Consider the following 22,928-nt stretch of genomic DNA (forward strand, 5'->3'; position numbering starts at 1 on the left):
ATACAGTCCCTTGGTGAAGAACTTGGTTAAGAACGCAGTCAGTTCCGCATCACTGGCCGCTCCTCCCTGTTCGAGGAAATCTGCAACCCCGTAATCGCCCCGGTATTCCAGATAGAAAACCCCGTCAGCGATTTCCCTGATGGAATTAACAGCCTGAATCTGGTCACCGAACATGAAATAACCGGCTGCTGTTAGAACAACCAGCAGCAGTAACACTGTAACCAGAGTATACCGCACACGCCTGCTCACTGTCTGTTCTCCTCCCTGCGCAGTGCTTTACCGCATTATACATATGATCAATCATAAATTTATGAGAAACCTCTATCTTCGATGAACAGCGGTGACGTATTGATACTATGTCTTTATATAAAAAAAGAGACCTTTTTATCGGTCTCTTCGTGCCTAAATATGGTGGAGATAAGGGGAGTCGAACCCCTGACCTCTTGAATGCCATTCAAGCGCTCTCCCAACTGAGCTATATCCCCACTAATAAAAATGGCACCCCCAACCGGATTTGAACCGGTGCCTTCGCCGTGAAAGGGCGGTGTCCTAGGCCGCTAGACGATGGGGGCATGTTTAGTGTGAATAAGGCAACGACTGCTGCCTCGGTATCTGATGCGAAAGGTGGACACACACTTTCACAATCAGAAAAATGGTGGTTCCTGCTGGATTCGAACCAGCGGCCTCTGCCATGTCAAGGCAGCACTCTAACCAACTGAGCTAAGGAACCCCAAGTTGTCGAGTGGTGCCCAGAGCCGGAATCGAACCAGCGACACGAGGATTTTCAGTCCTCTGCTCTACCGACTGAGCTATCTGGGCACATGGCTGGGGTGCCTGGATTCGAACCAGGGAATGCAGGAGTCAAAGTCCTGTGCCTTACCGCTTGGCGACACCCCATTGATGGCGGAACCGACGGGACTCGAACCCGCGATCTCCGGCGTGACAGGCCGGCGTGTTGACCATCTACACCACGGTTCCACGACATTCATGGAGCGGCAGACGAGACTCGAACTCGCAACCTTCGCGATGGCAACGCGATGCTCTACCAATTGAGCTACTACCGCAGAAATAAATGGTGGGCGAAACAGGGCTCGAACCTGTGACCCCCTGCTTGTAAGGCAGGTGCTCTCCCAGCTGAGCTATTCGCCCACGATTGTGGCGGAAATTTCCCCGGACAATTTTAGATTATACCAGCAAGATGGTTTCTTGTCAATCGTTTTTTGCAAATTTCTTTTGGCTTTTCCAAAACCTATATCTTTGTTGCCTGTTCGCCACCCATCAGCTATAATTAAACTGATCGAATTCAGTCTAATTGAGGGGGGTTGAACAATGAATATCGCTGGGAAAAGTATAGCAGCAATACTCATCATCCTTGCGGTCAGCGCTCAAGCTGCCGCCGGCAATATGTATCTTACCACAACTGAACAAGCAAATCAAGCCCATAATTACGCATTAAAATATGTTGAGCATGAAGTCGCCTATCTGTACGGCGGCCGCATGAGTTTAGAAACATATTTGGCGAAGTTAGAGGCGGGCTTAACACCCGGTGAGGAGATCGGGGTTGACGCTTCAGCTTTAGTGGTCAATGCCTACCGGCATGTTATTCCCAATATCAGATTTTATTTTGATGGCAGCCAATCTACCACGGTGGCTGATGCAACCAGCAGCATTTTGGCAAACTACAATATCAAGCCTATCAGCCAAGAAGAGCTGGTTCCCGGAGATCTGATTTTCTTTAAAAGTGCTTCTGGAAATATCAGCGGGGCAGCCATCTTCTCTGAGATTAAAGGCAGGGTTATTTACTTTATAACCGCATCAGCCAACGCCGGCAAAGTTATTTTAACCAATGCATTATTAGACGGCAGCTACTGGACAAGCTCCTTTGCCGGGTTTGGACGCCTACAGTATACCATTGCTGAGTAAACTTTATACTCCTAAATAATGAATAACCGCCTTGCTTTCGACAAAAACTGTTTAGAGAGCGAGGCGGTTTTTTTGAAACTATCAAAGCGTGTGCACCATAATGTCCAAACAATTAAAGAAGAACTGAACAACAGCGCCGATTTGAAAGTCAGGGAATTCAATCTCACCATACCGAGCGGCAGGGATATTTCCTGCGCCCTCATCTTTTTTGAAGGATTGATCTCGGGGCAGATGGTTACTGACGCTGTTATGCAGCCAATTCTTCACGAAGTGCGCGATTATGATCAGCCGCTTGATGCAAACTTAGTTACATTCATTAAAGAAAGCGTCCTTACCAACAGCGAACTATCAGACAAAAACACGGTTGACGATGTAGTTTTGGCTGTAATGATCGGTGAAGTGGTGTTATTTATTGACGGATTTAACACCGCAATTTCCATCGATATGAAGGGTTGGCTCCACAGGGCGATCGATGCACCTCAATCAGAGGGTGTAATCCGCGGTCCTCGCGACAGCTTTATCGAAGCGATCAACCGCAACATGATGCTGATCCGCAGGCGTCTAAGAGATCCCAATCTAACCTTTGAGCGGATTCAGATAGGCAATCGCGGTCAAAACGACATTGTGATCGCGTATATCAAAGATGTTGCCAATGATGAGCTGGTCAACGAGGTGCGCAAGCGACTAGAAAACGTTGATTTAGACATAATTTTAGACTCAGGATATATTGAGCAGATGATTGAAGACGACTGGTGGTCACCTTTTAATACAATTCAAGATACAGAGCGGCCCGATGAGGTTGCCGCCGGATTGGTGGAGGGCCGGGTTGCCATCTTGGTGGACAACTCACCCTTTGCCCTGTTAGCACCAGCCACATTCAATACGCTGATGCTGTCTCCGGAGGACTATTATGTAAGGTGGCCTGCCGCTAATTTTGTCCGGATCATCCGGTTCGTGGCCTCTTTTGTGGCTCTGGTTACCCCTTCTCTATACATTTCGCTGGTTGCTTACCACCCAGAGATGATCCCAACCGAACTGGCCCTGTCTGTAGCAGCGAGCCGCGAGGGCATCCCCTTCCCCGCGTTCATTGAGGCTTTAATCATGGAGCTTTCCCTCGAACTTCTGCGAGAAGCGGGAATTAGACTGCCAGGACCAATCGGACAGACCATCGGCATTGTGGGTGGTTTGATCATCGGCGATGCGGCAGTAAACGCCGGCATTGTCAGCCCTTTTATGGTGATTGTAGTCGCTATGACTGCCATTGCTGGCTTTATTATCCCCACTTACACCTTAAGTTTTGGGCTCCGCATCACCCGTTTCTTTTTGATGCTGGCTGCCAGCTTTTTGGGATTATACGGTCTCACGCTGGGACTCTTGCTCCTCTTAGGGCACTTGGCTACACTTACCAGCTTTGGCGTCAGCTATCTCTCGCCCTGGGCACCTTTCAGTCCCTGGGATCTCAAAGACTCGGTGATGCGCAGTCCGTGGCACAGTCTGAAAAAACGCCCCGGCTATACCCACACTAAAGATTCAACGCGGCAGCCGATGAAAAGCCGTCTCGGCAAAAACAAACAAAAAACAAGCAAAAGGAAAAGGTCTTCATGATCAAACACCGCTGGTTGCAGATAATACTTATGCTTATCCTAGGTTTGGTTTTATCCGGATGTTGGGATGCAAAGGATATCAATGAGCGCTCGTTTGTGATGGGGGTAGCTTTTGACCTGCCTGATTCAGGCGAAGGGCATGTTATGACCATTGAAGTGCCTGTTCTGCAGAGCTTTGCAACGCAAAGTGGCGGAAGTGGTCCTACTTCCGTTTTATTCGCTACTGAAGGCACTTCTGTCGCTCAGATGGCAACCCACTTTGAGTCCCGAACCTGGCGCGAGCTGTTTTTTGGCCATACTCAAGTGGTTATCATCAGCGAGGATATCGCAAGAAAAGACATCCGGCCGCTGCTGGATTTCTTTGACCGCAATCCCCGCATTGATCGGCGCTTAACCCTGTTTATTTCCCAGGGCGAGGCCCGGCAGGTACTTGAAACTAAGGATCCGCGAGAGCCATTGGTTTCTGTTTATCTGAACCAGATGTTGAACACCCTGACCAATACAGCCCGGGTTGTTAAACAAAACTTCCAAGACAGTCTGCGCAACTTAGAAAACAATGGCGATACAGTCCTTCCCCGGGTACGCACTTCCGGCACAGAAGTCGTGATTGCCGGAGGAGCTTTGATCAAAGATTACAAAATGATTGCTTGGCTGGGTGAAAACGAAACCCGCGCGGTTGCATTCCTGTACAACAACATCTCCGGTGGTTTGATCGCTGTCAATATCAACGATATTCTCTACGCTTACGCGATCCGCAGCGCCTCCTCGGAGATAAAACCGAAACTCAAAGACAATGAGCTGACATTTACAATCGAAGTCAAGTCAGAAGGCGATATCATTGAAGTTTATTACGAAAATGCTGCCGGCTCGTCCAGCTTTAATATTCCGGAAATTGAAGCTAAGTTAAATGATTTAATCATCAATGAAATCCACCATTTGGTTACTAAGCTCCAAGATCTAAAAACCGATCCGATTGGCTTTGATCGCCTGGTTTACCGCCATTACCCGAAGTTTTGGCAGGAGCACGCGGACGAGTGGAAAGATGTGATTTTCCCCCAGGCCAAATTCGATATTAAAAGTACTTTCCGAGTCCGAAGAACCGGTATCGTGGAAAAGGAGGTAGTAGATGAAAGCTAGGGATAGACTTTTAGCGCAAGAAGTTCCAGTAATCATCACCAACATTATGCTGGGAGTCGGCACCATCGGGCTTCCTTCTCGGTTAGCAAAAACTGCCGGGGCCGATGGAATTATTGCTTTCATCGCCGGTGTAGCGATTTTGGTCCTTGCAACAGTTTTGATTACGGTGTTAGTCCGCCGCTTTCCCAATCAGGGTATTGCCGATTACAGCACCCTTTTGATTGGAAAAATCCCTGGGTTTATCTTCAACCTCCTGTATGGTGTCTTTATGATCTCCTTGATAGCCACCATGGTAAGGATGTTCTCTGAAGTCACCAAGTTTTTTCTTTTGCAGCGCACACCTCTGGAAGTGATTATGATTTCCATGCTGTTTGCATCATCACTGCTTGCCCGCAATGGGCTGCAGCCAATTGCCAGGGCCTGCCAGATCCTGCTTTATCTTTTTGCGCTGCCGCTTTTGGCGGTGCCGTTTTTTATCCCGATTTTTGATCCGAATGAGTTTCTGCCCCTGTTTCAGACTGATTTTGCTACTATGGCTTACGCCACCTTTACAGCTATGTTTGCTCTAGCGGGGATCGAAATCATGCTGGTAATCGGTCCTCATTTTGACAAACCTGAAAAGCTGGTGCGCTCATCAGTACTGTCAGTTTTAGCTGTCTCAGTTTTTATTGGAATTCTGGTGGCATTAGCCTTTGGCAGCTTGTCCGTCAACCAAGTCGCCAAACTAACCGATCCTCTTTTTGAGATGATCAAATACATTCCGGTGCCGTTCGGGCTTTTTGAGCGGGTCGATATCTTTTTCTACAACATCTGGATTGCTGCAACTTATTCCTCGATCGTGATCGGATTATTTGCTGTCAGTCACCATCTGGGTGAAACCTTTAAACTTAATACCGGCAAAGGCTTGGTATTTCCCTGCGCAGCTGCCAGTTATTTTTTAGCCTTGATTCCGGCTCACGAAGCCGACCTCAGCAGATATGCCAACGTCTTAGTTGCAGCCTGGATAGGGCTTGTGTTTGGGATTGTACCTTTGTTTTTAATTCTTTCTCTATTTCGCAAGCCAAAGCAGCAGAAAAATCAGAACAAGCGGTCTCTGAAAAAGAAAGCAAACCCTGGTTAAAAGACACACCAGGGTTTGTTGTTGTCTGTTCTTCCTGTTTTAAATTGGAGGTGCGAAGAAATAGCCGCCAAAGAAAATTAAAGCTGCAATCATAGTTGCTGCCAGATTAAAGGTTTGACCGACTATATACAGCTTCACTGGCTTGCCGCCGCGAGCCATTTTCGCCATGTCGCTGAAGCGGGAGTCAAGTCCGATGGAAACAAACGCTAGAGTAAAGAGCCAGTTTTTCACGTTCTTGGTTACCGATACAATTCCATCTACCCGCTCCTGTCCCAGCCACGGAATCAGCACAAACGAAAACACCAGGGACGCTAGGACAAAGCCGATTACAAATTTCGGCATTCTAGTCCAAATCTCGCTCACTTTAGGCCGCTGTCCGATGGTTACTTCAACCCCATCATCCAATTCCACTTGCGTCCCAGGGCCTTCATGCCTGGCAAAAACCAGGGCAAAGACAAAAGCCACCGCGCCAATCAACAGGTTCTGGAGCATTTTGATTACTGCTGCCACTTCCATCGCCTTTTCTCCCACCATGCTGCCAGCCACCACTACTGCTCCTGTGGAATCGATAGTTCCCCCAATCCAAGCTCCCCCAACCGCATCTGTAAGCCCCAACCACCTAATGATCACAGGCTGAATAACCATACTGATCACTGTGAAAATCAGGGAAATGGACACGGCCATGCTGATTTCTTCTTTCTTGGCCTTAGTCGCAGCGCCTGCAGCCACAGCCGCCGAAACCCCGCACACCGATGTGCAAGCTGCGATTGTTGCAACTAATGATTTGTCACGCATTTTTAAGCGGCGAACCCCATATTGATACATAAAGAATAATCCAAGGGGCGGTACAGTCCAAGCAACCCCCAGTCCATAGAAACCCAGTGTCATTACCCTGTTAAAGAGCAGCTCTGCGCCCATCACAACCAAGCCGGTTTTGATAAACAGCTCGGTCTGCAGAGCAGGAACCAGCCACCGCGGTTTCCCAAATACATTGGAGATAATCAAACCAAACACCAAAGCCCAGATCACATCGCTGAATCCGTAATGCTTGAGCGTTTCCTGATTGCCGAGAACATAAGCGAGTACTGCCAGCACAAAGACCACAGGAAAGCCGATGAGAAACCGGCCCGCTTCCTTACTGCTCCGGTTGATTACTCCATAAGCGATGGCCGCGATTACCGCCAGAAAAACACCCAGCGCCAAAAGACCGGGAATGAGATCCAGCGGCAGTGCGTCGCCAATGTTTGTGCTCCAACCTTTGAGGCGCGGCACTGCTGTGATTACACCGACTGACGCCAGAACAATGAGAAAAGCTCCCAACCACACTGTCCACCAGTCCTCGGTGCGAAACAGGAAACCAAGATTAAATCTCTTTTTTGCTGCCATTTCATCATGCAAAGCCTCATCCCTCCAGTACACGAGTACTATATTGCTCTATCCTATGCAGGTCAAAATGAAGTGTGTGTGAAAATTCTCGTGTTAGGGAGTTGAAAAAAGGCAGTTCATATGGTAAATTACATGAAAATATGCAGAACAATAATGATGGTGGGAGGAAACGGCAGTGCGGATTGCAACTTTAGGGCCTAAAGGCACTTTTTCAGAAGAGGCTGCCCTGATTTACCAGCAGAGAATGACAGGACGAACAGAGCCGGAGAAAATTGATTTTTTCAGCATTCCCGAATGCCTGCAGCGCGTTGAGTCATATCTTGCTGAGCGGGCGGTTCTGCCTGCAGAAAACATGGTTGACGGTATTATCGGCATTACTTTTGATTCCCTGATTGAGTTCCATGATTTTGTTAAAGTGTGCGATGAGGTTCACGTTAAGATTAAGTATGTCTTATGCGGTCAAATGGAAAGCTTGGACCAAGTAGATAAGGTCTTTTCTCATCCATCGGCTCTTAATCAGTGTGTGCACAATCTGGAGAAGCTGCTGCCCGGGCGACTGCAGGTTCCCATTTCGTCCACGGCTGAAGCAGCGGTGAAAGCTCTCGAAGATCCACGGGCCGCAGCCCTGTGCTCACCAAGAACAGCGGAGGAATACGGGCTCAAGATCCTCCATGAGAATCTGGCTGATTATCCCAACAATCAAACAAGGTTCTTTGTATGCGGTCTGACCGACAGTCCCCCAACTGGCAGTGATCGGACGCTGCTTGCTGTCCGATTCGGAGAAAACCGACCGGGTCAGCTGCATGAAATCACCGGGTATTTTGCAGAAAACGGCATCGATTTGACATTTGTCCAGTCTCGACCTTACAAAGTGCGGCCGCAGGAGTATGTGCTGCTCTTTGAAATGATTGGCCATAAATCGGACCCAAAACTGAAAAATGCGCTCCAGCAGGTTGAGCAGAAAGTCCGCTCTTCTAACGGCTGGAAAAAGGTGCTGGGAAGTTACCCCCGGCAGGAATAAACTCTTGTCACGGATAAATATTTTTGTTAGACTATGAAGGTTAGGAAAGGAGGGACCGGCTTTGCTGCAAGAACTAGTGACCTCCTGTTTTTTAATTGTAGCGGCCGAGATGGGAGATAAATCACAGATATTAGCAATGACTTTTGCCACCAAATACTCGATCCGCCAAGTAATGTTAGGTGTTTCCATTGGTGCACTGCTCAATCACGGCATTGCAGTTGCACTGGGTTCCTCCCTACCTAAACTTATTTCCTTAGATTTAGTTCGAATATTTGCCGGAATAGCATTTATCGCTTTTGCGCTGTTCTCGCTGGCTCATACTGAAGATGATGATCTTGAGGATACCGAGACCAACCGCTTTGGTCCGGTAATCACCGTGGCAACGACTTTTTTTATTGGCGAGCTCGGGGACAAGACTCAGCTGGCTGCCATTACCCTATCCAGCAGCGCTGAGCATCCGCTCTTAGTATTGGCAGGCACTGTGTCCGGCATGATTATTACCAGCGCCATCGGCATTATCATTGGCAGCCGCATGGGGCGGCGCATCCCGGAGTTTGCCATGCGGATTGTCTCTGTGTTTGTGTTTTTATTCTTTGGACTGATTTCTTTGTATAACAATCTGCCCCAGGAACTGCTGACTCCGACCAACATTTTTCTGGCAATAATGATTCTCGGCCTAACGGTGTTCTTGTTAACCCTGCGGGCATGGGAAATCCATTCCAGCCAGGGATTAACTCCGATGCAGACTAAGGCTGAAAAGCTGAGACAGCAGTTAGTCGGGATTAAAGCTTTAGTCGATGATATGTGTCTTAATCCCGCATCCTGCGCCAGCTGCGGATGCAGTCAGTGCGTGCTGGAAAGGGCAAAACAGAATATCAGCGCTTACCTCAACCACAAAGATGTAATTCCCTTTTCGCAGCATCTGGAAAAACTGAAGGTAGATCCCCGCTACTACGATGTTGCCAAAGCAAGAGAAGCCTACTGCCAGACGGTAGCGGCATGCCAACACTGCAATCCGGTGCACAAGGATACCTGCATTTTAAATGAAACCAGGAAAGCGCTGGAAAAAATCTGTTTCAATAAGGTCCTGCCCTTTACCGGAGATATGGAGACCTATTTACAGGAAGTAAAGAAAGAATCCCCGGTCCTGGCGGCAAAAATCAAGCGCATGATAACTGCCAACTAAAAAAGCAAGGCTGCTGCAAAAACAGCATACCTTGCTTCTTTTTTATAAACCCACTTAACGCTGATTAGTCCATCTGCTGTCCGCCGGTAACATTGATTGCCTGACCGGTCATGTAGCTGGACTCATCAGATGCCAAGAAGACCATCACATTAGCTACGTCATCATAGCTGCAGCCCCGCTTCATGGGCACCATATTGGTATACTTCTCCCGCACTTCTTCTGGTGTAATTCCCTGATTGCGGGCATACTGTTCATAGAGACTGTTAACCCAAAGCGGCGAGTCTAACATGTTACCCGGGCAGATTGCGTTAACACGGATATTTTGCTCCGCATATTCCAACGCTAAGCTTTGAGTTAAGCCAATGCCGCCAAACTTAGAGGCAGCATAAGCGGAGTTTTTCGCTGAACCTTTCTTCCCGGATTTGCTGTTAATTTGAACGATGCTGCCCTTACCCTGTTTGAGCATAGCCGGGATTACCGCTTTGGCAGCATTAAAGTAGCCAACCAGGTTGACGTCAATTACCTTCCGCCACTGCTCGGTCGGAAATTCCTCAGTTGGCTTGGCGATTACAATCGCTGCGTTAGCTACTAACACATCGATGCGGCCAAATTTTTCCAGAGCAACTTGGGCCATCTTTTCGCACTGAGCGTAATCAGTTACATCTACCTGAACAGCCACGGTATTGTCAAGACGGGCTGCTACTTGCTCGGCAGCTTCTAAGTTGAGGTCGGCGAGGACAACTTTTGCGCCTTCCTTCACTAATCTTTCCACTAAAGCTTCCCCTAAACCCTGAGCGCCGCCGGTAACAACTGCAACTTGTCCCGCTAAACGCTGGCAAGTATTACTGCTCATTTCTGTCATCCTTTCCAATTTTCGTACCTTTTGTTTCACTTGGATTATAGCATAATTAATACTCCAAGGTAAATATCAACAGGTTTCCTTACGATCTTTAACAGTAATTTCACAAAACAAAACGATTTATCCCAGATAATATGGTATAATGCAAGTGAACATCAAAGCATACCGATATATTACTGTAAAGGAGGCGTTAGTATGCGCACTAAGGCAGTTCGTTTATACGGAAAAAACGATCTTCGTTTAGAAGAGTTTGACTTGCCATCAATTAAAGATGATGAGATTCTTGCTCATATAATTTCGGACAGTGTTTGTATGTCTTCATACAAAGCTGCAATTCAAGGTTCCGATCACAAACGGGTACCCGATGATATCGCAGAAAACCCGATTATTATTGGCCATGAGTTCTGTGGAGAGATCATTGAAGTCGGAGCTAAATGGCAGGACAAGTTTAAACCGGGACAAAGATTTGCGATTCAACCGGCTCTTAACTACAAAGGCTCACTGGCAGCACCCGGTTATTCCTATCCCCACATCGGTGGTGCAGCTACCTATGTGATTATTCCCAACGAAGTAATGGAAATGAATTGTCTGCTGCCCTACAACGGCGAAGCTTATTTCTACGGTTCTCTAGCTGAGCCGATGTCCTGCATTGTCGGAGCATACCACGCTCAATATCACACCAAGAGCGGCAGTTATGTGCATGAAATGGAAATCGTTGACGGCGGCAACATGGCAATCTTAGCCGGCGCAGGACCCATGGGGCTGGGCGCAATCGATTACGCCATTAATCGCGAAGACCGCAGACCGAAGCTGTTAGTTGTTACTGACATCGACCAAGCCAGACTGGACAGAGCAGCCTCGATCTACACAGTTGAAGCTGCTGCTAAAAACGGCATCGAGCTGCACTATATCAACACCAACAGCATTGACAATCCTACTGAGCACATTATGGCGCTCAGCGGTGGACGAGGCTACGATGACGTGTTCGTCTACGCGCCGGTGCGTCCAGTAATTGAAATGGGCGACCAGCTGCTGGCTCGAGATGGCTGTCTCAACTTCTTTGCCGGCCCGACCAATCCCGACTTCAAAGCTGAGTTCAACTTCTACAATGTGCACTACAACTCAACCCACATTGTGGGAACCAGCGGCGGCAACACCGATGATATGATCGAGTCGCTGGAGCTGATGGAGAAAGGCATTATCAATCCGGCAGCCATGATTACTCATATCGGCGGCTTAGACAGCGTGGTCGAAACCACCCTTAACCTGCCCAATATTCCGGGAGGTAAGAAACTAGTCTACACAAACATTCAAATGGAATTAACCGCTATTGATGATTTCGCTGAAAAAGGCAAAACCGATCCGCTCTTTGCCAAGCTCGCTGAAATCGTAGCAGCGAACAATGGACTGTGGTGCTTAGAAGCTGAAAAATATCTCTTAGAAAATGCTAAGAAAATCTAAAAATAAATGATCAGAATCATGAAGGAGCAGACGCCATGAATCTCGAAGTATGCCAATTAGGTTTGGTATCTTATGCTGAGGCATTAGCTGTTCAACAGCAGCTATTAACAATGCGGCAGCAGAGGCAGATCGGCGATCTGCTCCTTTTGCTTGAACATCCTCCCGTAATTACCCTCGGGAAGAAAGCTAAAACCGACCACATCCTCATGCCCCAACAATGGCTGGAAGAACATCAAATCGAAGTTCACGCCACCAATCGGGGCGGAGATGTCACCTATCACGGGCCGGGACAGATTGTAGGCTATATGTTTATTGACCTTCACAATCACGGCCGTGATATCCGCAGCTTTGTACATAATCTTGAGCAGGTTTTTATTAATCTGCTGGCACAGTACTATCAAATCAAAGCCTTTCGCGATCCAACTCATACCGGGGTTTGGGTTGATGGGGGTAAAATTACGGCTATCGGCCTAGCGATTAAGCGCTGGGTAACTATGCACGGTTTTGCTTTTAATGTGAATACCAATTTAGAGCATTTTCGCTGGATTATTCCCTGCGGAATCAAAGACAGAGGAGCCATGTCGCTGGCTGCCATGTTAGGCAGAGAGTTTGACATGGCAGTTGTGCGTGATCAGGTACTGCTCAGTTTCTGTGAGGTTTTCAATTATAAACCGGCAATAATAACTAAAGAAAAATTACAAACTTATCTTGGGAGTATACCAAATGATGAAGCGTAAACCTGAATGGTTGAAAGTTAAATATCGGAGTACCGACCAAGTAATGGAAGTCCACCGCTTAATGGAGAATTTGTCCCTGCATACAGTCTGCCAGGAGGCAGCCTGCCCTAATCTGTTGGAATGTTTTGGCCGAAAAACGGCCACTTTTATGATCCTAGGCAGATTCTGCACCCGCAACTGCACTTTTTGCAATGTTGAAACCAATCGTCCCCTGCCGGTCGATCCCAGCGAACCGGAGCATGTAGCGGAAGCTGTGGCTGAATTGGGCCTTAAGCATGTAGTTATTACATCTGTAACCCGCGACGATCTGCCGGACGGCGGCGCGGCTCATTTTGCCGACGTCATTACCGCTGTGCGCAAAAAAAGTCCTTCAGTGCAGATCGAAGTTTTAATTCCGGATTTTAAAGGCGACCATGACGCATTAGCCAAGGTACTTTACGCTGAACCAGATATCCTCAACCACAACGTAGAAACCGTTCCCCGCTTATACGCTGCTGTTCGTCCCCAGGCAATTTATCAGCGCTCGCTGCAGGTACTCCATCAAGCCAAAAGGATCAGTCCCCATATAATTACCAAATCTGGAATCATGGTGGGTTTAGGAGAAACCATGGATGAGATCAAGGCCGTGATGCAGGATCTGCGAAAGGTCGACTGTGATCTGCTCACTATTGGCCAGTATCTCGCTCCAAGCAAAAAGCACCACCCTGTAATTGAATACATTACACCCGAATCTTTTAATATCTATAAAGCAATGGGAATGGAGCTCGGTTTTAAGCATGTTGAATCGGGTCCCCTGGTGCGCAGCTCATACCACGCCGAATCTGCTGCAAATGCAATTAAGTCATAAATAACAATCTATACTGGAGGCGATTAGATGGCAACACCCGTGATTATGCCACGGCAGGGTATCTCCGTGGAAACCTGTATCATCACCGAATGGTATAAGCAGAAAGGTGACCGTGTAGAGGTCGGCGATGTGCTGTTTTCTTATGAAACAGACAAAGCTAGTTTTGAAGAAGAAGCCCAAGAGGCCGGTGTTCTGCTGGAAATCTTTTATGAAGCCGATGAAGAAGTCCCGGTTCTGACTCCGGTAGCAGTGATCGGCGAACCAGGCGAAGACTATTCCGAGTTGTTACCGGAAAACATGCAGACAGATCCAGCTCAAGTAGCGGAAACTGCTCCGGCTGAAGCAGCTGAACCAGCTGCTGAGACTGCTGAAGCTGCGCCTGTTCCAGCGGCCGCTCCTCAAACTGGCAGACTGAAAATTTCACCGCGAGCCAAAAATCTGGCTGCTAAGCAGCATCTCGATGCCCGCTACGCAGTACCGACCGGACCAGAAGGCAGAGTCATTGAGCGGGATATCCGCACGCTGATGGAAACTGGACCAAAGGTTACCGCTGCTGCCGAAGCTGAATACGCTGCCTTAGACGGACAAGTAATCGGCACCGGAATCGGTGGACGCATTACGACAAGAGACCTTGTGAAACCTGTAACAGTCCCGAGTGCGCCTGACGCAGCCGAACCGGGAGTTCCGGCCGCGATCGAATATGTAGACCAGCCGCTGACCAATATCCGGAAGCGCATTGCCAAGGCGATGCATCAATCTCTGGCCAATTCCGCCCAACTTACTATGGATACCAGCTTTGATGCAACCCAAATCCTGGCTTACCGGAAGCTGGTCAAAACCCAGCAGGAGCAGCTCGGTCTGGAAAACATCACTCTTAACGACCTGATTTTATTCGCAGTTTCCCGCACCTTGGTCAATTATCCGATGCTGAATGCCCACTATTTAGATGACACTCTGCGGGTATTCAAAAACGTGCACTTAGGCATTGCTGTTGATACTGAGCGGGGCTTGATGGTGCCCACATTATTCAACGCGAACCTGAAGTCTTTGAACCAGCTAGCTGCTGAATCCAAGCGGTTGATCAGCCAAGCCCAAGCCGGTTCTATCAATCCTGATGAACTGCAGGGCGGCACTTTTACTGTCACTAACCTCGGTTCCTTAGGCATTGAATCCTTTACACCGATCTTGAATCCACCGCAGACCGGAATTTTAGGTGTCTGCACAGTTGAGCATAAAGTGAAACCGGTTAACGGCGAGTATGTCTATTACCCGGCGATGACCCTGTCCCTGACAATCGATCACCGCGCAGTAGACGGCGCACCTGCGGCCCGGTTCCTGCAGGAGTTAAAACAAAATCTGGAAAACTTTCAGCTTTTATTGGCTAAATAAATAAATCGAAGGCAGGTGATACCATGAGTTATGATCTAATCGTAATCGGCGGCGGTCCAGCGGGTTATCTTGCCTGCGAGCGGGCAGGAAAAGCCGGTTTCAAAACCCTGCTGATTGAAGAACGCTTCCTTGGCGGTGTTTGCTTAAACGAAGGCTGCATTCCTTCGAAAACGCTGCTCCATTCCGCTAAAATCTATGACTACGCCCGCTTCAGCGAGAAGTACGGCGTAAAGGCAGAAAATGTAACTTATGACCACGCAGCAGTAATCAAACGCAAGAATAAAGTTGTGAGAACTTTGGTCGGCGGAATCAATGCGAAAATGAAGTCCTACAAAGTAGATGTAGTTAAGGCAACCGGGAAAATCCTCGGCCGCGACAGCGAAGGCTTTAAGGTTGAAGCAGGCGAGCAAATCTATACAGGGAAACGCTTATTGATTGCTACCGGTTCTTCCGCGGTTATCCCGCCAATCCCCGGGGCTAAAGAAGGATTTGAAGCAGGTTTTGTTGTTACAAATCGTGAAATTCTTGACTTAGAGACTGTTCCGGAATCTTTGGTCGTGGTGGGCGGTGGAGTTGTGGGACTGGAAATGGCTTCGTATTTCAATTCCGCTGGCAGCAAAGTCACCGTAATTGAAATGCTGGATCACATTGCCGGCGAGCAGGACACTGATATCAGCGCTATCCTGAAGCGAAACTACGAGAAGCTTGGCATCACATTCCACCTCAGCGCCAAAGTAACAGAAGTTAAAGCTGATGGTGTTCGCTTTGAAAAAGACGGTCAGCAGGATTTCGTGCCAGCTGAGAAAGTGCTGATGAGCACCGGACGCAGACCAAATGTCACCGGCATCGGCTTAGAAAACATTAACGTTGAAGTTGAGCGGGGTGCCATTAAAGTTGATGAATACGGCAGAACCAATGTGCCCGGCGTCTGGGCTGCTGGTGACGTAAACGGCCGCTCCATGCTGGCTCATACCGCTTACCGCGAAGCTGAGGTTTGCATCAACAATATGCTCGGCAAGCGTGATATCATGCGCTACAATGCGATTCCGGCCGTAATTTATACTAATCCTGAAGTTGCCGCCATCGGTGAAACCGAAGCGACTGCTAAAGCAAAAGGAATCGATTATGAAGTTGTTAATCTTTCCATGCGCTACAGCGGCCGCTATGTAGCCGAAAACGAAGGCGGAGACGGAATCTGCAAAGTGCTGATTGATAAGAAATACCGCAACGTAATCGGAGTCCATATGATCGGGAACCCTGCCTCTGAAATCATCTGGGGCGTGGCACCGCTGATTGAGATGGAGCTGAAGCTAGAAGATGTCAAAGAACTGGTCTTCCCCCATCCGACTGTTGCGGAAGTTATTCGCGAAGCAATCTTTGAATTTTAATATTCAGTAAAGGAGCGAGATTATATGCCTAAAATTCAATATGTCTGCCCGGAAGAGTCACGCAAAAGCCGCACGATTAAATTTCAAGACATTCCGGTAAACCAATACAACAAGACCATTGAAGACGAGAAAGCCAACTTCTCTACCGATGACTTTATGCGGATTTACCGCGATATGGTCTACATCCGGGAATTTGAAACCATGCTCAACCTTGTTAAGACCACTGGCGGATACAACGAAGTTGAGTACAACTACCCCGGTCCAGCGCACTTATCGATTGGACAGGAAGCTTCGGCGGTAGGTCAGGCTTACCTTTTGAGCGTTGAGGACTATATCTTCGGTTCCCACCGCAGCCACGGGGAAATTCTGGCCAAAGGCTTATCCGCTATTCATCAGCTCTCTGATGACGAATTGATGACCATTATGCGGGAGTATTTCGACGGCGCAATTCTTGCTGTTGTGGAAAAAGCTAATCCGAACGCTTCCGTTAAAGAATTGGCAATTGATTTCCTGCTCTATGGTTCTCTGGCAGAGATTTTTGGCCGCGCAACCGGCTTTAACAGAGGTATGGGCGGATCCATGCACGCCTTCTTTACTCCATTCGGAATTTATCCCAACAACGCAATCGTAGGCGGTTCGGCCCCGATTTCCGTTGGTGCAGCTTTATTCAAGAAAGTTAACCGCAAAAATGGCGTTGTTGTTGCTAACCTCGGCGATGGTTCCATGGGCTGCGGTCCAGTATGGGAAGCGCTCAACTTTGCTGCCATGGAGCAATACCGTGAGCTGTGGGATGACGAGTTTAAAGGCGGCCTGCCGATTATCTTCAATTTCTTCAATAACTTCTACGGTATGGGCGGTCAGACCGCGGGAGAAACCATGGCTTTTGGTGATCTGGCCAGAGTTCCTGCCGGTGTTACACCAAACCAAATGCATGTGGAAAGAGTTGACGGCTATAACCCGCTGGCAGTTATCGACGCTTACCGCCGCAAACTGCCCATTATTACTGAAAAGAAAGACGGCCCTGTCTTCCTGGATGTCGTTACTTACAGAATTTCGGGACACTCGCCATCTGACGCATCTAGCTACAGATCGAAAGAAGAAATCGATGCTTGGTCAGAAGCTGACCCAATCGTTAGCTACAGACAAAGCCTCATCAATGCCAAAATTGCTGATGCAGATGCATTTGCTGCTATTGATGAAGATATCAAAAAGACTATGTTCAAGATTTACAAACTGGCTATCGATCTGGAAACTTCGCCCCGCGTTGATCTGGACAAAGATCCGGATTACATCGGCAATATCATGTACTCCAATGAGAAAGTGGAGAAATTTGACGACCGTCCCTGCGATGTGTTAATTCCGAAGGAAGAAAACCCGCGGGTACAGCAGCTGCAGAAAAAAGTTCGCGTCGGCATTCAAGACGGCAAACCGGTCTCCAAGGCCAGAGTGCTGCAGCTGAGAGATGCTTTATTTGAAGCAATTATCGACAAGTTCTACACTGATCCGACCTTAGTGGCATATGGTGAAGACAACCGCGACTGGGGCGGCGCCTATGCAGTGTACCGGGGTTTAACTGAATCCCTGCCTTACCACCGCTTCTTCAACGCGCCAATCTCAGAAGCAGCTATTGCCGGTTCTGCAGTCGGTTACGCCATGAGCGGCGGTAGAGTAATCGCAGAGTTAATGTACTGCGACTTCTTAGGCCGCGCCGGTGACGAGGTCTTCAACCAAATGGCTAAATGGCAGTCCATGAGTGCCGGAATTTTGAAGATGCCGGTAGTCTTGAGGGTATCGGTAGGAGCTAAATATGGTGCCCAGCACTCCCAAGACTGGACTTCACTGTGCGCCCATATTCCTGGTCTGAAAGTTGTGTTCCCAACCACGCCTTATGATGCCAAAGGCTTAATGAACGCAGCTCTAGCCGGAACTGACCCGGTAATCTTCTTTGAGAGCCAGCGGTTGTATGATATCGGTGAACTGTTTAACCCTGACGGTGTTCCAGAAGGATACTACGAAGTACCAATCGGCGAACCGGATATCAAGCGCGAAGGTAAAGATCTCACCATCTTGACTGTTGGCGCAACCTTATACCGGGCATTAGAAGCCGCTGATATCTTAGAAGAAAAATGGGGATTGTCTGCTGAGGTAATTGATGCCCGCACAATCGTTCCGTTTAACTACGAAAAAGTGCTTGAGTCGGTGAAGAAGACCGGCCGCATCGTCCTTTCCAGTGATGCCTGCGAGCGCGGTTCATTCTTGAATGATATTGCCCGCAACATTACTGAGCTTGCATTCGATTATCTGGATGCACCTCCGGTAGTAGTTGGAGCTCGCAACTGGATCGTACCGGCTCATGAATTTGAACAGTATTTCTTCCCGCAGCCGGAGTGGATCATCGACGCAGTTCATGAGAAAATCCTGCCGCTCGATGGGCATGTACCAACCACTAACTGGAACAAAAACGAAAAACTGCGGAGAGAGAAATTCGGAGTGTGATTAATAACGTGAATCAGAACTTAGTAAACAGCTTAATCGAAAATCTCAATCATGATAATGTCAATACTCGTTTAGAAAGCTTACAGGAACTGCAAAAACTAATCGAAGCAGGACAACTTGAGCGGCCTCAGCCGGGTGGGTTTGTGAACAACCACATCCACACAACCTATTCCTTTTCGCCCTATTCCCCGACTAAAGCGGTGTGGATGGCTTACAACGCCGGACTGACCACAGCGGGGATTATGGACCATGACTCCATCAGCGGAGCCAAGGAATTCATTGAGGCAGGCAAAATCGTGGGTATCGCCACCACCATCGGCGTAGAATGCCGAGCAGATTTTTCCGCTACTCCTCTCAATGGAAAACGGATCAATAATCCGGATCAGAAGTCGATTGCATATGTAGCGCTGCACGGAGTTCCCCATACCCAGATTGATAAAGTCGATGCTTATTTTGCACCGTATCGGGAAAAACGCAACGAGCGCAACCAGGCCATGACAGCCCGGATCAATGAGCTGCTGGCAGATCACGGTGTCGAGTTAGATTTCGCCGCAGATATCGTGCCCTTATCCAGGGCACGGGAAGGCGGCAGCATTACAGAGCGGCACATTCTCTTTGCCCTGTCCATGAAGCTGATTGAGCGCTTCGGCAGAGGACAGAAGCTGGTGGATTTTCTCAAGCAGGATCTTAAGCTTGAATTCAGTTCTAAGCTGGAAGGCTATCTGCTGGATGAGAATAACCCCCACTATACCTATGACCTCTTAGGAGTGCTTAAGGGAGATTTGGTGGAAGCGTTCTATCTGCCGGCAGCTGAGGAATGTCCGCCGATTGAGGATGTTGTGAAGCTTGCCGATGAAGTTGGCTGCATCTTAGCATACGCTTACCTCGGTGACGTGGGTGACTCGGTAACCGGAGATAAAAAAGCGCAGAAGTTTGAGGACGACTATTTGGACCTGCTCTTTGACGTAATTACTGATCTCGGTTTCAAAGCGGTTACCTATATGCCGTCCCGCAACACCCTTGACCAGCTGTTGAGATTAAAATCTCTGTGCAAAAAGCACAACTTATTTGAAATCAGCGGCGAAGATATCAATACACCGAGGCAGTCCTTTATCTGTGAAGCACTGACAAGACTCGAGTTCCACAACTTAATCGATTCAACCTGGGCATTAATCGGCCATGAACTTGCAGCAACAGAGAATCTTGACAATGGACTTTTCACTGCAGCAACTACTGCAAAATATCCATCGCTGGAAGAGAGAATTCAGGTCTACAAGAAAATCGGTCAAGGTAAATAACAGAAAATGAAAACAGGCTCTCGTGATTACTCGCGAGAGCCTGTTCGATCATCTAACCCGTAAACCCTTGCCAGCGGTATTACACACACCACTCCTGTCTCCGGCTGGCTGAGGTCCCCTATTACTTCTTGGATTACATCAATTGCACCGTCTACCTGTTCTTCTGTTTTAAGGATCACATAAATCATGCGGTTAAATCGCTCGCTTACTCCGAGTGTTGCAAAGCGCGAGAAAATCGGAACTCGGTCAGCCATCAAATGAGCCATCCCTATACTGTCCACAACTGTTGCCCGATCAATTCCCACTTCTAAAAACCCTTCCAAAACGTATGGAACCTGATCAGGATCACTGACTATCGCTAACAGAAGATACAGCGTGATTCCTCCCTTCGATTGGTGGATTTAAGATGCGTGCTGTATTATATTATATATTCTGGATAATATGCATTTTTCCTCCAATCGCTGGAAAAAGAGGTTTAGTAGGCGACTCTACTTCCCCAAACCGCGGTGCCATCATCAGACAGAGCTGTAAATGCCATTAACCACACCGCGTTGTCATCATCCCACTGCCGGATAAAGACACCTTTATAAACTGTGCCGTTAACTTTAAGGGTCAGGTTATACCCATCCAACTTCCAGGTTCCCGTCACAGCACCGGATACTGTGCCATCATTGTTAAGGGTAACTACTACTGATTCTTTAACTTTTCCGGTGATGTCTTTACCGTGGTTGATATACTTGTAATCGCCCACCACTTCATCTTTAGTGTAGCGGCGGATCGTTTCGCCCACATAGCGGTGGGGAGCTACCACTGGCCAGCCATCCTCATTGATAAACATCTGGTGCACCCGCACTTCATGGTGCTCACCCTGCCCGACAAAGCGGGTGTGAAAGAAAAGATAGTACTTGCCGGTGTCAGGATCGTAATAGGCTGAGTTGTGGCCGGGCGATTTATAGCCCCGGCTCATGGTCCGCTGCTCGCCTTCGACATGAAGGAACTGGTAGTTCCCCATCAGTTTCACACCGTGAGGCGCAATCGTGGAATCATTGGATAATGAGCCCGTACCAATCACAGTTTCCATGTTAGTGCCTTTAGCATCAAAATAGGGGCCATCGGGATTCTTCGATCTGGCTACCCGAATATTATAGCCATCGTTCGCTCCCAAGCCGCCGAAAGAAACGAATAAGTAGTAATAATCACTGTCCGGACTGTAGAGGATGTAAGGCCCCTCAATCCGGCTGTGCCTGCCGCCCATCAGCTTTTTGCCATAACCCTGATCGGGTAGGGGAAAGCCGGTTTGGGGATCCATCTTCATGATAAAAATGCCGCCGGAATAGGAGCCGTAGACCATCCACAGCTGTCCTTCTTTATCAAAGAAGACATGGGGATCGATTGCATTGGGATGAATATTGGCATTGTAGCGAGTGCCGGCTGGACTGATTCCGGTCATTCCGGACTTTAAGAACACACCAAGGTTTGTGTAGGGTCCCTCGATATCATCTGCCACCGCAACTCCCAAAGCCGATAAGGGCATGGAGCCTTCGCAGGTGCAGTAGTACATATAGAAGCGTCCGTCAGGCAGCTGGATTACATCAGGCGCCCAGAAAGTATTGGTTCGCGCCCACTCCAGCGCTTCCTTCATCTCTGTTTCGGGATCCGGCACCAGCGGGTTACCCCGGCGGGCGTTTCTGGAAATGGTGGTCCAGTTCATAAGATCATCAGTTTTGGCGGCAGCCATATGGGAGCCAAAGACATAGTAAGTATCGCCAACCCTGATGACTGATGGATCATGCACCGAGGCGTTGCGCCGAAAGATAGGACGGTAGGTGAGATCTTCTACCGGTTCCTGGGAGTAGACAGAAACACAGCCTGTCGATAGCATTACGACTGCTGTTAGGAAGAATAATAACGCCTTTTTGTTGCTCAACTTCATAGAACCTGCTCCTTTCTTAATGACTTACACCGCTTCCGGAAACGTTTTCTTAACATATTATTCGTGCTTCCCCGCCTGTTTCCTTTTATTCTAAGGAACAAAAAAGGAACCGACATCCCGAAGTGATGCCAGTTCCTTGCTCTTATCGCTTGCCTCTCGCTTCTTGAACTTCTTCCTGCTTGCGAGTATTTACCTTCTGGACCAGCTCTGCAATAATCTCCAGATTATCCTTTCCGCTGGGAGCTGTCAGCGCTTGATTCAACCGCTGCACTCTGCCGCTGCAGTTAACGGCAGTCCCGGATGTCTCTAAGAAATGAGATCCCGGCAGAACAACAGTAGCAAACTGCAGCTGACCTGCTTGATTCGGCGTGATAACAGCTGCAAATTCGCAGTGCTCCACCTGCTCAAGGATCCTCAGATCAGAACCTACAACCAGCGCAGCCCGAATTTGTTCTAGCGGAAGGGCTCTGGGGCTAAAGCCAGCTTGAATCTGGCCGCAGCGATTGCCCTGGTTGTGCAGAAGCAGAAGATTGTTTCCCTTCGAACTTAACTTCATGAGATCACAGAGCTGCTGAAGGGCTGGTCCTGACAGACTGTCTTCAGTAGTGATCAGGAGAGGTTTTTCAGCCTTAAGATAGCGTTTGATCAATTCTATCACAGCTTCTCTGGTTTCAGGTGCAGTTTTAAAGAGCGAACTCAGCTCATTTTCAATTACACTCTGGATTCCCACCCGCGCTGCGAAGCGGTGGAGAGCAGCAAGGAGCTCTTCAATCTGCTCTCGGCTTAAATTTACGTGGAGCACGTTTTTATTGGCAAAACCTCTGCACTCTTCATCCACCACAGCTGTATCTAGTCCATCGGCGATCATCCGGTACACTCTGCTTGCTGTCGGCAGATAATCCTGCTGCAGATCAGCATTGAGCACAATGACGAAATCAACTGCTTCAAAACCGTCAAACAATTTCTGGCTCGATAGTGGCAGTCTCGCAAAATTAGCATCCGCGCTTGTAACCAATGCTGTTCCCAGACTTGATGCCAGCTCAGATAGTTTCAGATACTCTTCATTAGTCAGATCAGGGGAGGCGAAAATACCAATGCGATCCGCCCCGTACTTCTCTTTAATCTCCGCGAATTTGGCTGCAA

General features: G+C 48.4%; 19 protein-coding genes and 8 tRNA genes. 13 read left to right on the forward strand and 14 right to left on the reverse strand.

Going from position 1 to position 22,928, the window contains the following annotated elements:
• The 9 genes from GX019_07755 to GX019_07795 form a co-directional block, all read right to left on the reverse strand.
• Positions 1 to 249, reverse strand: a 249-nt coding sequence (locus GX019_07755; GenBank protein HHT37060.1) for a linear amide C-N hydrolase, incomplete at its 3' end; no start/stop codon positions are given.
• Between the two features lie 160 nt (positions 250 to 409).
• Positions 410 to 485 (reverse strand) — tRNA-Ala (locus GX019_07760).
• An 11-nt stretch (positions 486 to 496) separates the two neighbouring features.
• Positions 497 to 572, reverse strand: a tRNA-Glu gene (locus tag GX019_07765).
• 81 nt (positions 573 to 653) lie between these two features.
• A tRNA-Val gene (locus GX019_07770) sits at positions 654 to 730 on the reverse strand.
• Between the two features lie 13 nt (positions 731 to 743).
• Positions 744 to 819 (reverse strand) — tRNA-Phe (locus tag GX019_07775).
• Between the two features lie 3 nt (positions 820 to 822).
• Positions 823 to 897, reverse strand: a tRNA-Gln gene (locus GX019_07780).
• A gap of 4 nt (positions 898 to 901) precedes the next feature.
• Positions 902 to 978, reverse strand: a tRNA-Asp gene (locus tag GX019_07785).
• Between the two features lie 10 nt (positions 979 to 988).
• Positions 989 to 1,064, reverse strand: a tRNA-Gly gene (locus GX019_07790).
• A gap of 9 nt (positions 1,065 to 1,073) precedes the next feature.
• Positions 1,074 to 1,149, reverse strand: a tRNA-Val gene (locus tag GX019_07795).
• A gap of 180 nt (positions 1,150 to 1,329) precedes the next feature.
• Here GX019_07795 and GX019_07800 point away from each other — a divergent pair.
• The 4 genes from GX019_07800 to GX019_07815 all read left to right on the forward strand — a co-directional run bounded on the left by GX019_07800 (position 1,330) and on the right by GX019_07815 (position 5,784).
• Positions 1,330 to 1,923, forward strand: coding sequence for a C40 family peptidase (locus GX019_07800; protein HHT37061.1), 594 nt, complete (start codon positions 1,330 to 1,332; stop codon positions 1,921 to 1,923).
• A 90-nt stretch (positions 1,924 to 2,013) separates the two neighbouring features.
• Complete coding sequence (locus GX019_07805; protein HHT37062.1) at positions 2,014 to 3,528, forward strand: spore germination protein; 1,515 nt, start codon at positions 2,014 to 2,016, stop codon at positions 3,526 to 3,528.
• Between the two features lie 14 nt (positions 3,529 to 3,542).
• On the forward strand, positions 3,543 to 4,664 hold the full coding sequence (locus GX019_07810) for a Ger(x)C family spore germination protein (GenBank protein HHT37063.1): 1,122 nt from the start codon (positions 3,543 to 3,545) through the stop codon (positions 4,662 to 4,664).
• A complete protein-coding gene (locus GX019_07815) occupies positions 4,654 to 5,784 on the forward strand; it encodes an endospore germination permease (GenBank protein HHT37064.1) in 1,131 nt (376 codons plus the stop codon). The genes GX019_07810 and GX019_07815 overlap by 11 nt, the downstream gene beginning before the upstream one ends.
• A 39-nt stretch (positions 5,785 to 5,823) precedes the next feature.
• Here the strand turns inward: GX019_07815 and GX019_07820 are convergent, their stop codons facing one another.
• Positions 5,824 to 7,170: a putative sulfate exporter family transporter gene (locus GX019_07820; protein HHT37065.1), complete on the reverse strand. Its 1,347-nt coding sequence runs from the start codon at positions 7,168 to 7,170 to the stop codon at positions 5,824 to 5,826.
• Between the two features lie 175 nt (positions 7,171 to 7,345).
• On the opposite strand from GX019_07820, the gene GX019_07825 reads away from it, so the two are divergent.
• On the forward strand, positions 7,346 to 8,191 hold the full coding sequence (locus GX019_07825) for an ACT domain-containing protein (protein ID HHT37066.1): 846 nt from the start codon (positions 7,346 to 7,348) through the stop codon (positions 8,189 to 8,191).
• A gap of 61 nt (positions 8,192 to 8,252) precedes the next feature.
• Positions 8,253 to 9,377: a TMEM165/GDT1 family protein gene (locus GX019_07830; GenBank protein ID HHT37067.1), complete on the forward strand. Its 1,125-nt coding sequence runs from the start codon at positions 8,253 to 8,255 to the stop codon at positions 9,375 to 9,377.
• 64 nt (positions 9,378 to 9,441) lie between these two features.
• On the opposite strand, the gene srlD is transcribed toward GX019_07830, so the two are convergent.
• Positions 9,442 to 10,230: a sorbitol-6-phosphate dehydrogenase gene (gene srlD, locus GX019_07835; GenBank protein ID HHT37068.1), complete on the reverse strand. Its 789-nt coding sequence runs from the start codon at positions 10,228 to 10,230 to the stop codon at positions 9,442 to 9,444.
• Positions 10,231 to 10,431: 201 nt separating this feature from the next.
• Here srlD and GX019_07840 point away from each other — a divergent pair, with 201 nt between their 5' ends.
• Genes GX019_07840 through GX019_07870 form a run of 7 tightly spaced genes read left to right on the forward strand, consistent with a single transcriptional unit; the run spans position 10,432 to position 19,852 of the window.
• Positions 10,432 to 11,697 (forward strand): zinc-binding dehydrogenase, encoded by a 1,266-nt coding sequence (locus GX019_07840; GenBank protein HHT37069.1) that lies wholly within the window; start codon positions 10,432 to 10,434, stop codon positions 11,695 to 11,697.
• Positions 11,698 to 11,732: 35 nt separating this feature from the next.
• Positions 11,733 to 12,434, forward strand: a complete 702-nt coding sequence (gene lipB, locus GX019_07845) for a lipoyl(octanoyl) transferase LipB (GenBank protein ID HHT37070.1) — start codon at positions 11,733 to 11,735, stop codon at positions 12,432 to 12,434.
• Positions 12,421 to 13,281: a lipoyl synthase gene (gene lipA / locus GX019_07850; protein ID HHT37071.1), complete on the forward strand. Its 861-nt coding sequence runs from the start codon at positions 12,421 to 12,423 to the stop codon at positions 13,279 to 13,281. The genes lipB and lipA overlap by 14 nt, the downstream gene beginning before the upstream one ends.
• A gap of 27 nt (positions 13,282 to 13,308) precedes the next feature.
• Positions 13,309 to 14,670, forward strand: a complete 1,362-nt coding sequence (locus GX019_07855) for a 2-oxo acid dehydrogenase subunit E2 (protein HHT37072.1) — start codon at positions 13,309 to 13,311, stop codon at positions 14,668 to 14,670.
• Between the two features lie 23 nt (positions 14,671 to 14,693).
• Positions 14,694 to 16,058 (forward strand): dihydrolipoyl dehydrogenase, encoded by a 1,365-nt coding sequence (lpdA, locus tag GX019_07860; protein HHT37073.1) that lies wholly within the window; start codon positions 14,694 to 14,696, stop codon positions 16,056 to 16,058.
• 24 nt (positions 16,059 to 16,082) lie between these two features.
• Positions 16,083 to 18,554: a dehydrogenase gene (locus GX019_07865; protein ID HHT37074.1), complete on the forward strand. Its 2,472-nt coding sequence runs from the start codon at positions 16,083 to 16,085 to the stop codon at positions 18,552 to 18,554.
• A gap of 8 nt (positions 18,555 to 18,562) precedes the next feature.
• Positions 18,563 to 19,852: a PHP domain-containing protein gene (locus GX019_07870; GenBank protein ID HHT37075.1), complete on the forward strand. Its 1,290-nt coding sequence runs from the start codon at positions 18,563 to 18,565 to the stop codon at positions 19,850 to 19,852.
• 26 nt (positions 19,853 to 19,878) lie between these two features.
• On the opposite strand, the gene GX019_07875 is transcribed toward GX019_07870, so the two are convergent.
• The 3 genes from GX019_07875 to GX019_07885 form a co-directional block, all read right to left on the reverse strand.
• Entirely contained in the window at positions 19,879 to 20,133 is a 255-nt protein-coding gene (locus tag GX019_07875; GenBank protein HHT37076.1) for a hypothetical protein, read from the reverse strand.
• Between the two features lie 194 nt (positions 20,134 to 20,327).
• Entirely contained in the window at positions 20,328 to 21,785 is a 1,458-nt protein-coding gene (locus tag GX019_07880) for a glycoside hydrolase family 43 protein (protein HHT37077.1), read from the reverse strand.
• Positions 21,786 to 21,927: 142 nt separating this feature from the next.
• The coding region (locus tag GX019_07885) for a molybdopterin-dependent oxidoreductase (GenBank protein ID HHT37078.1) at positions 21,928 to 22,928 on the reverse strand (1,001 nt) is incomplete at its 5' end.

The sequence above is a fragment of the Bacillota bacterium genome (assembly GCA_012837335.1).
In the GTDB taxonomy this organism is placed as follows: domain Bacteria; phylum Bacillota; class Limnochordia; order Darwinibacteriales; family DTU012; genus DTU012.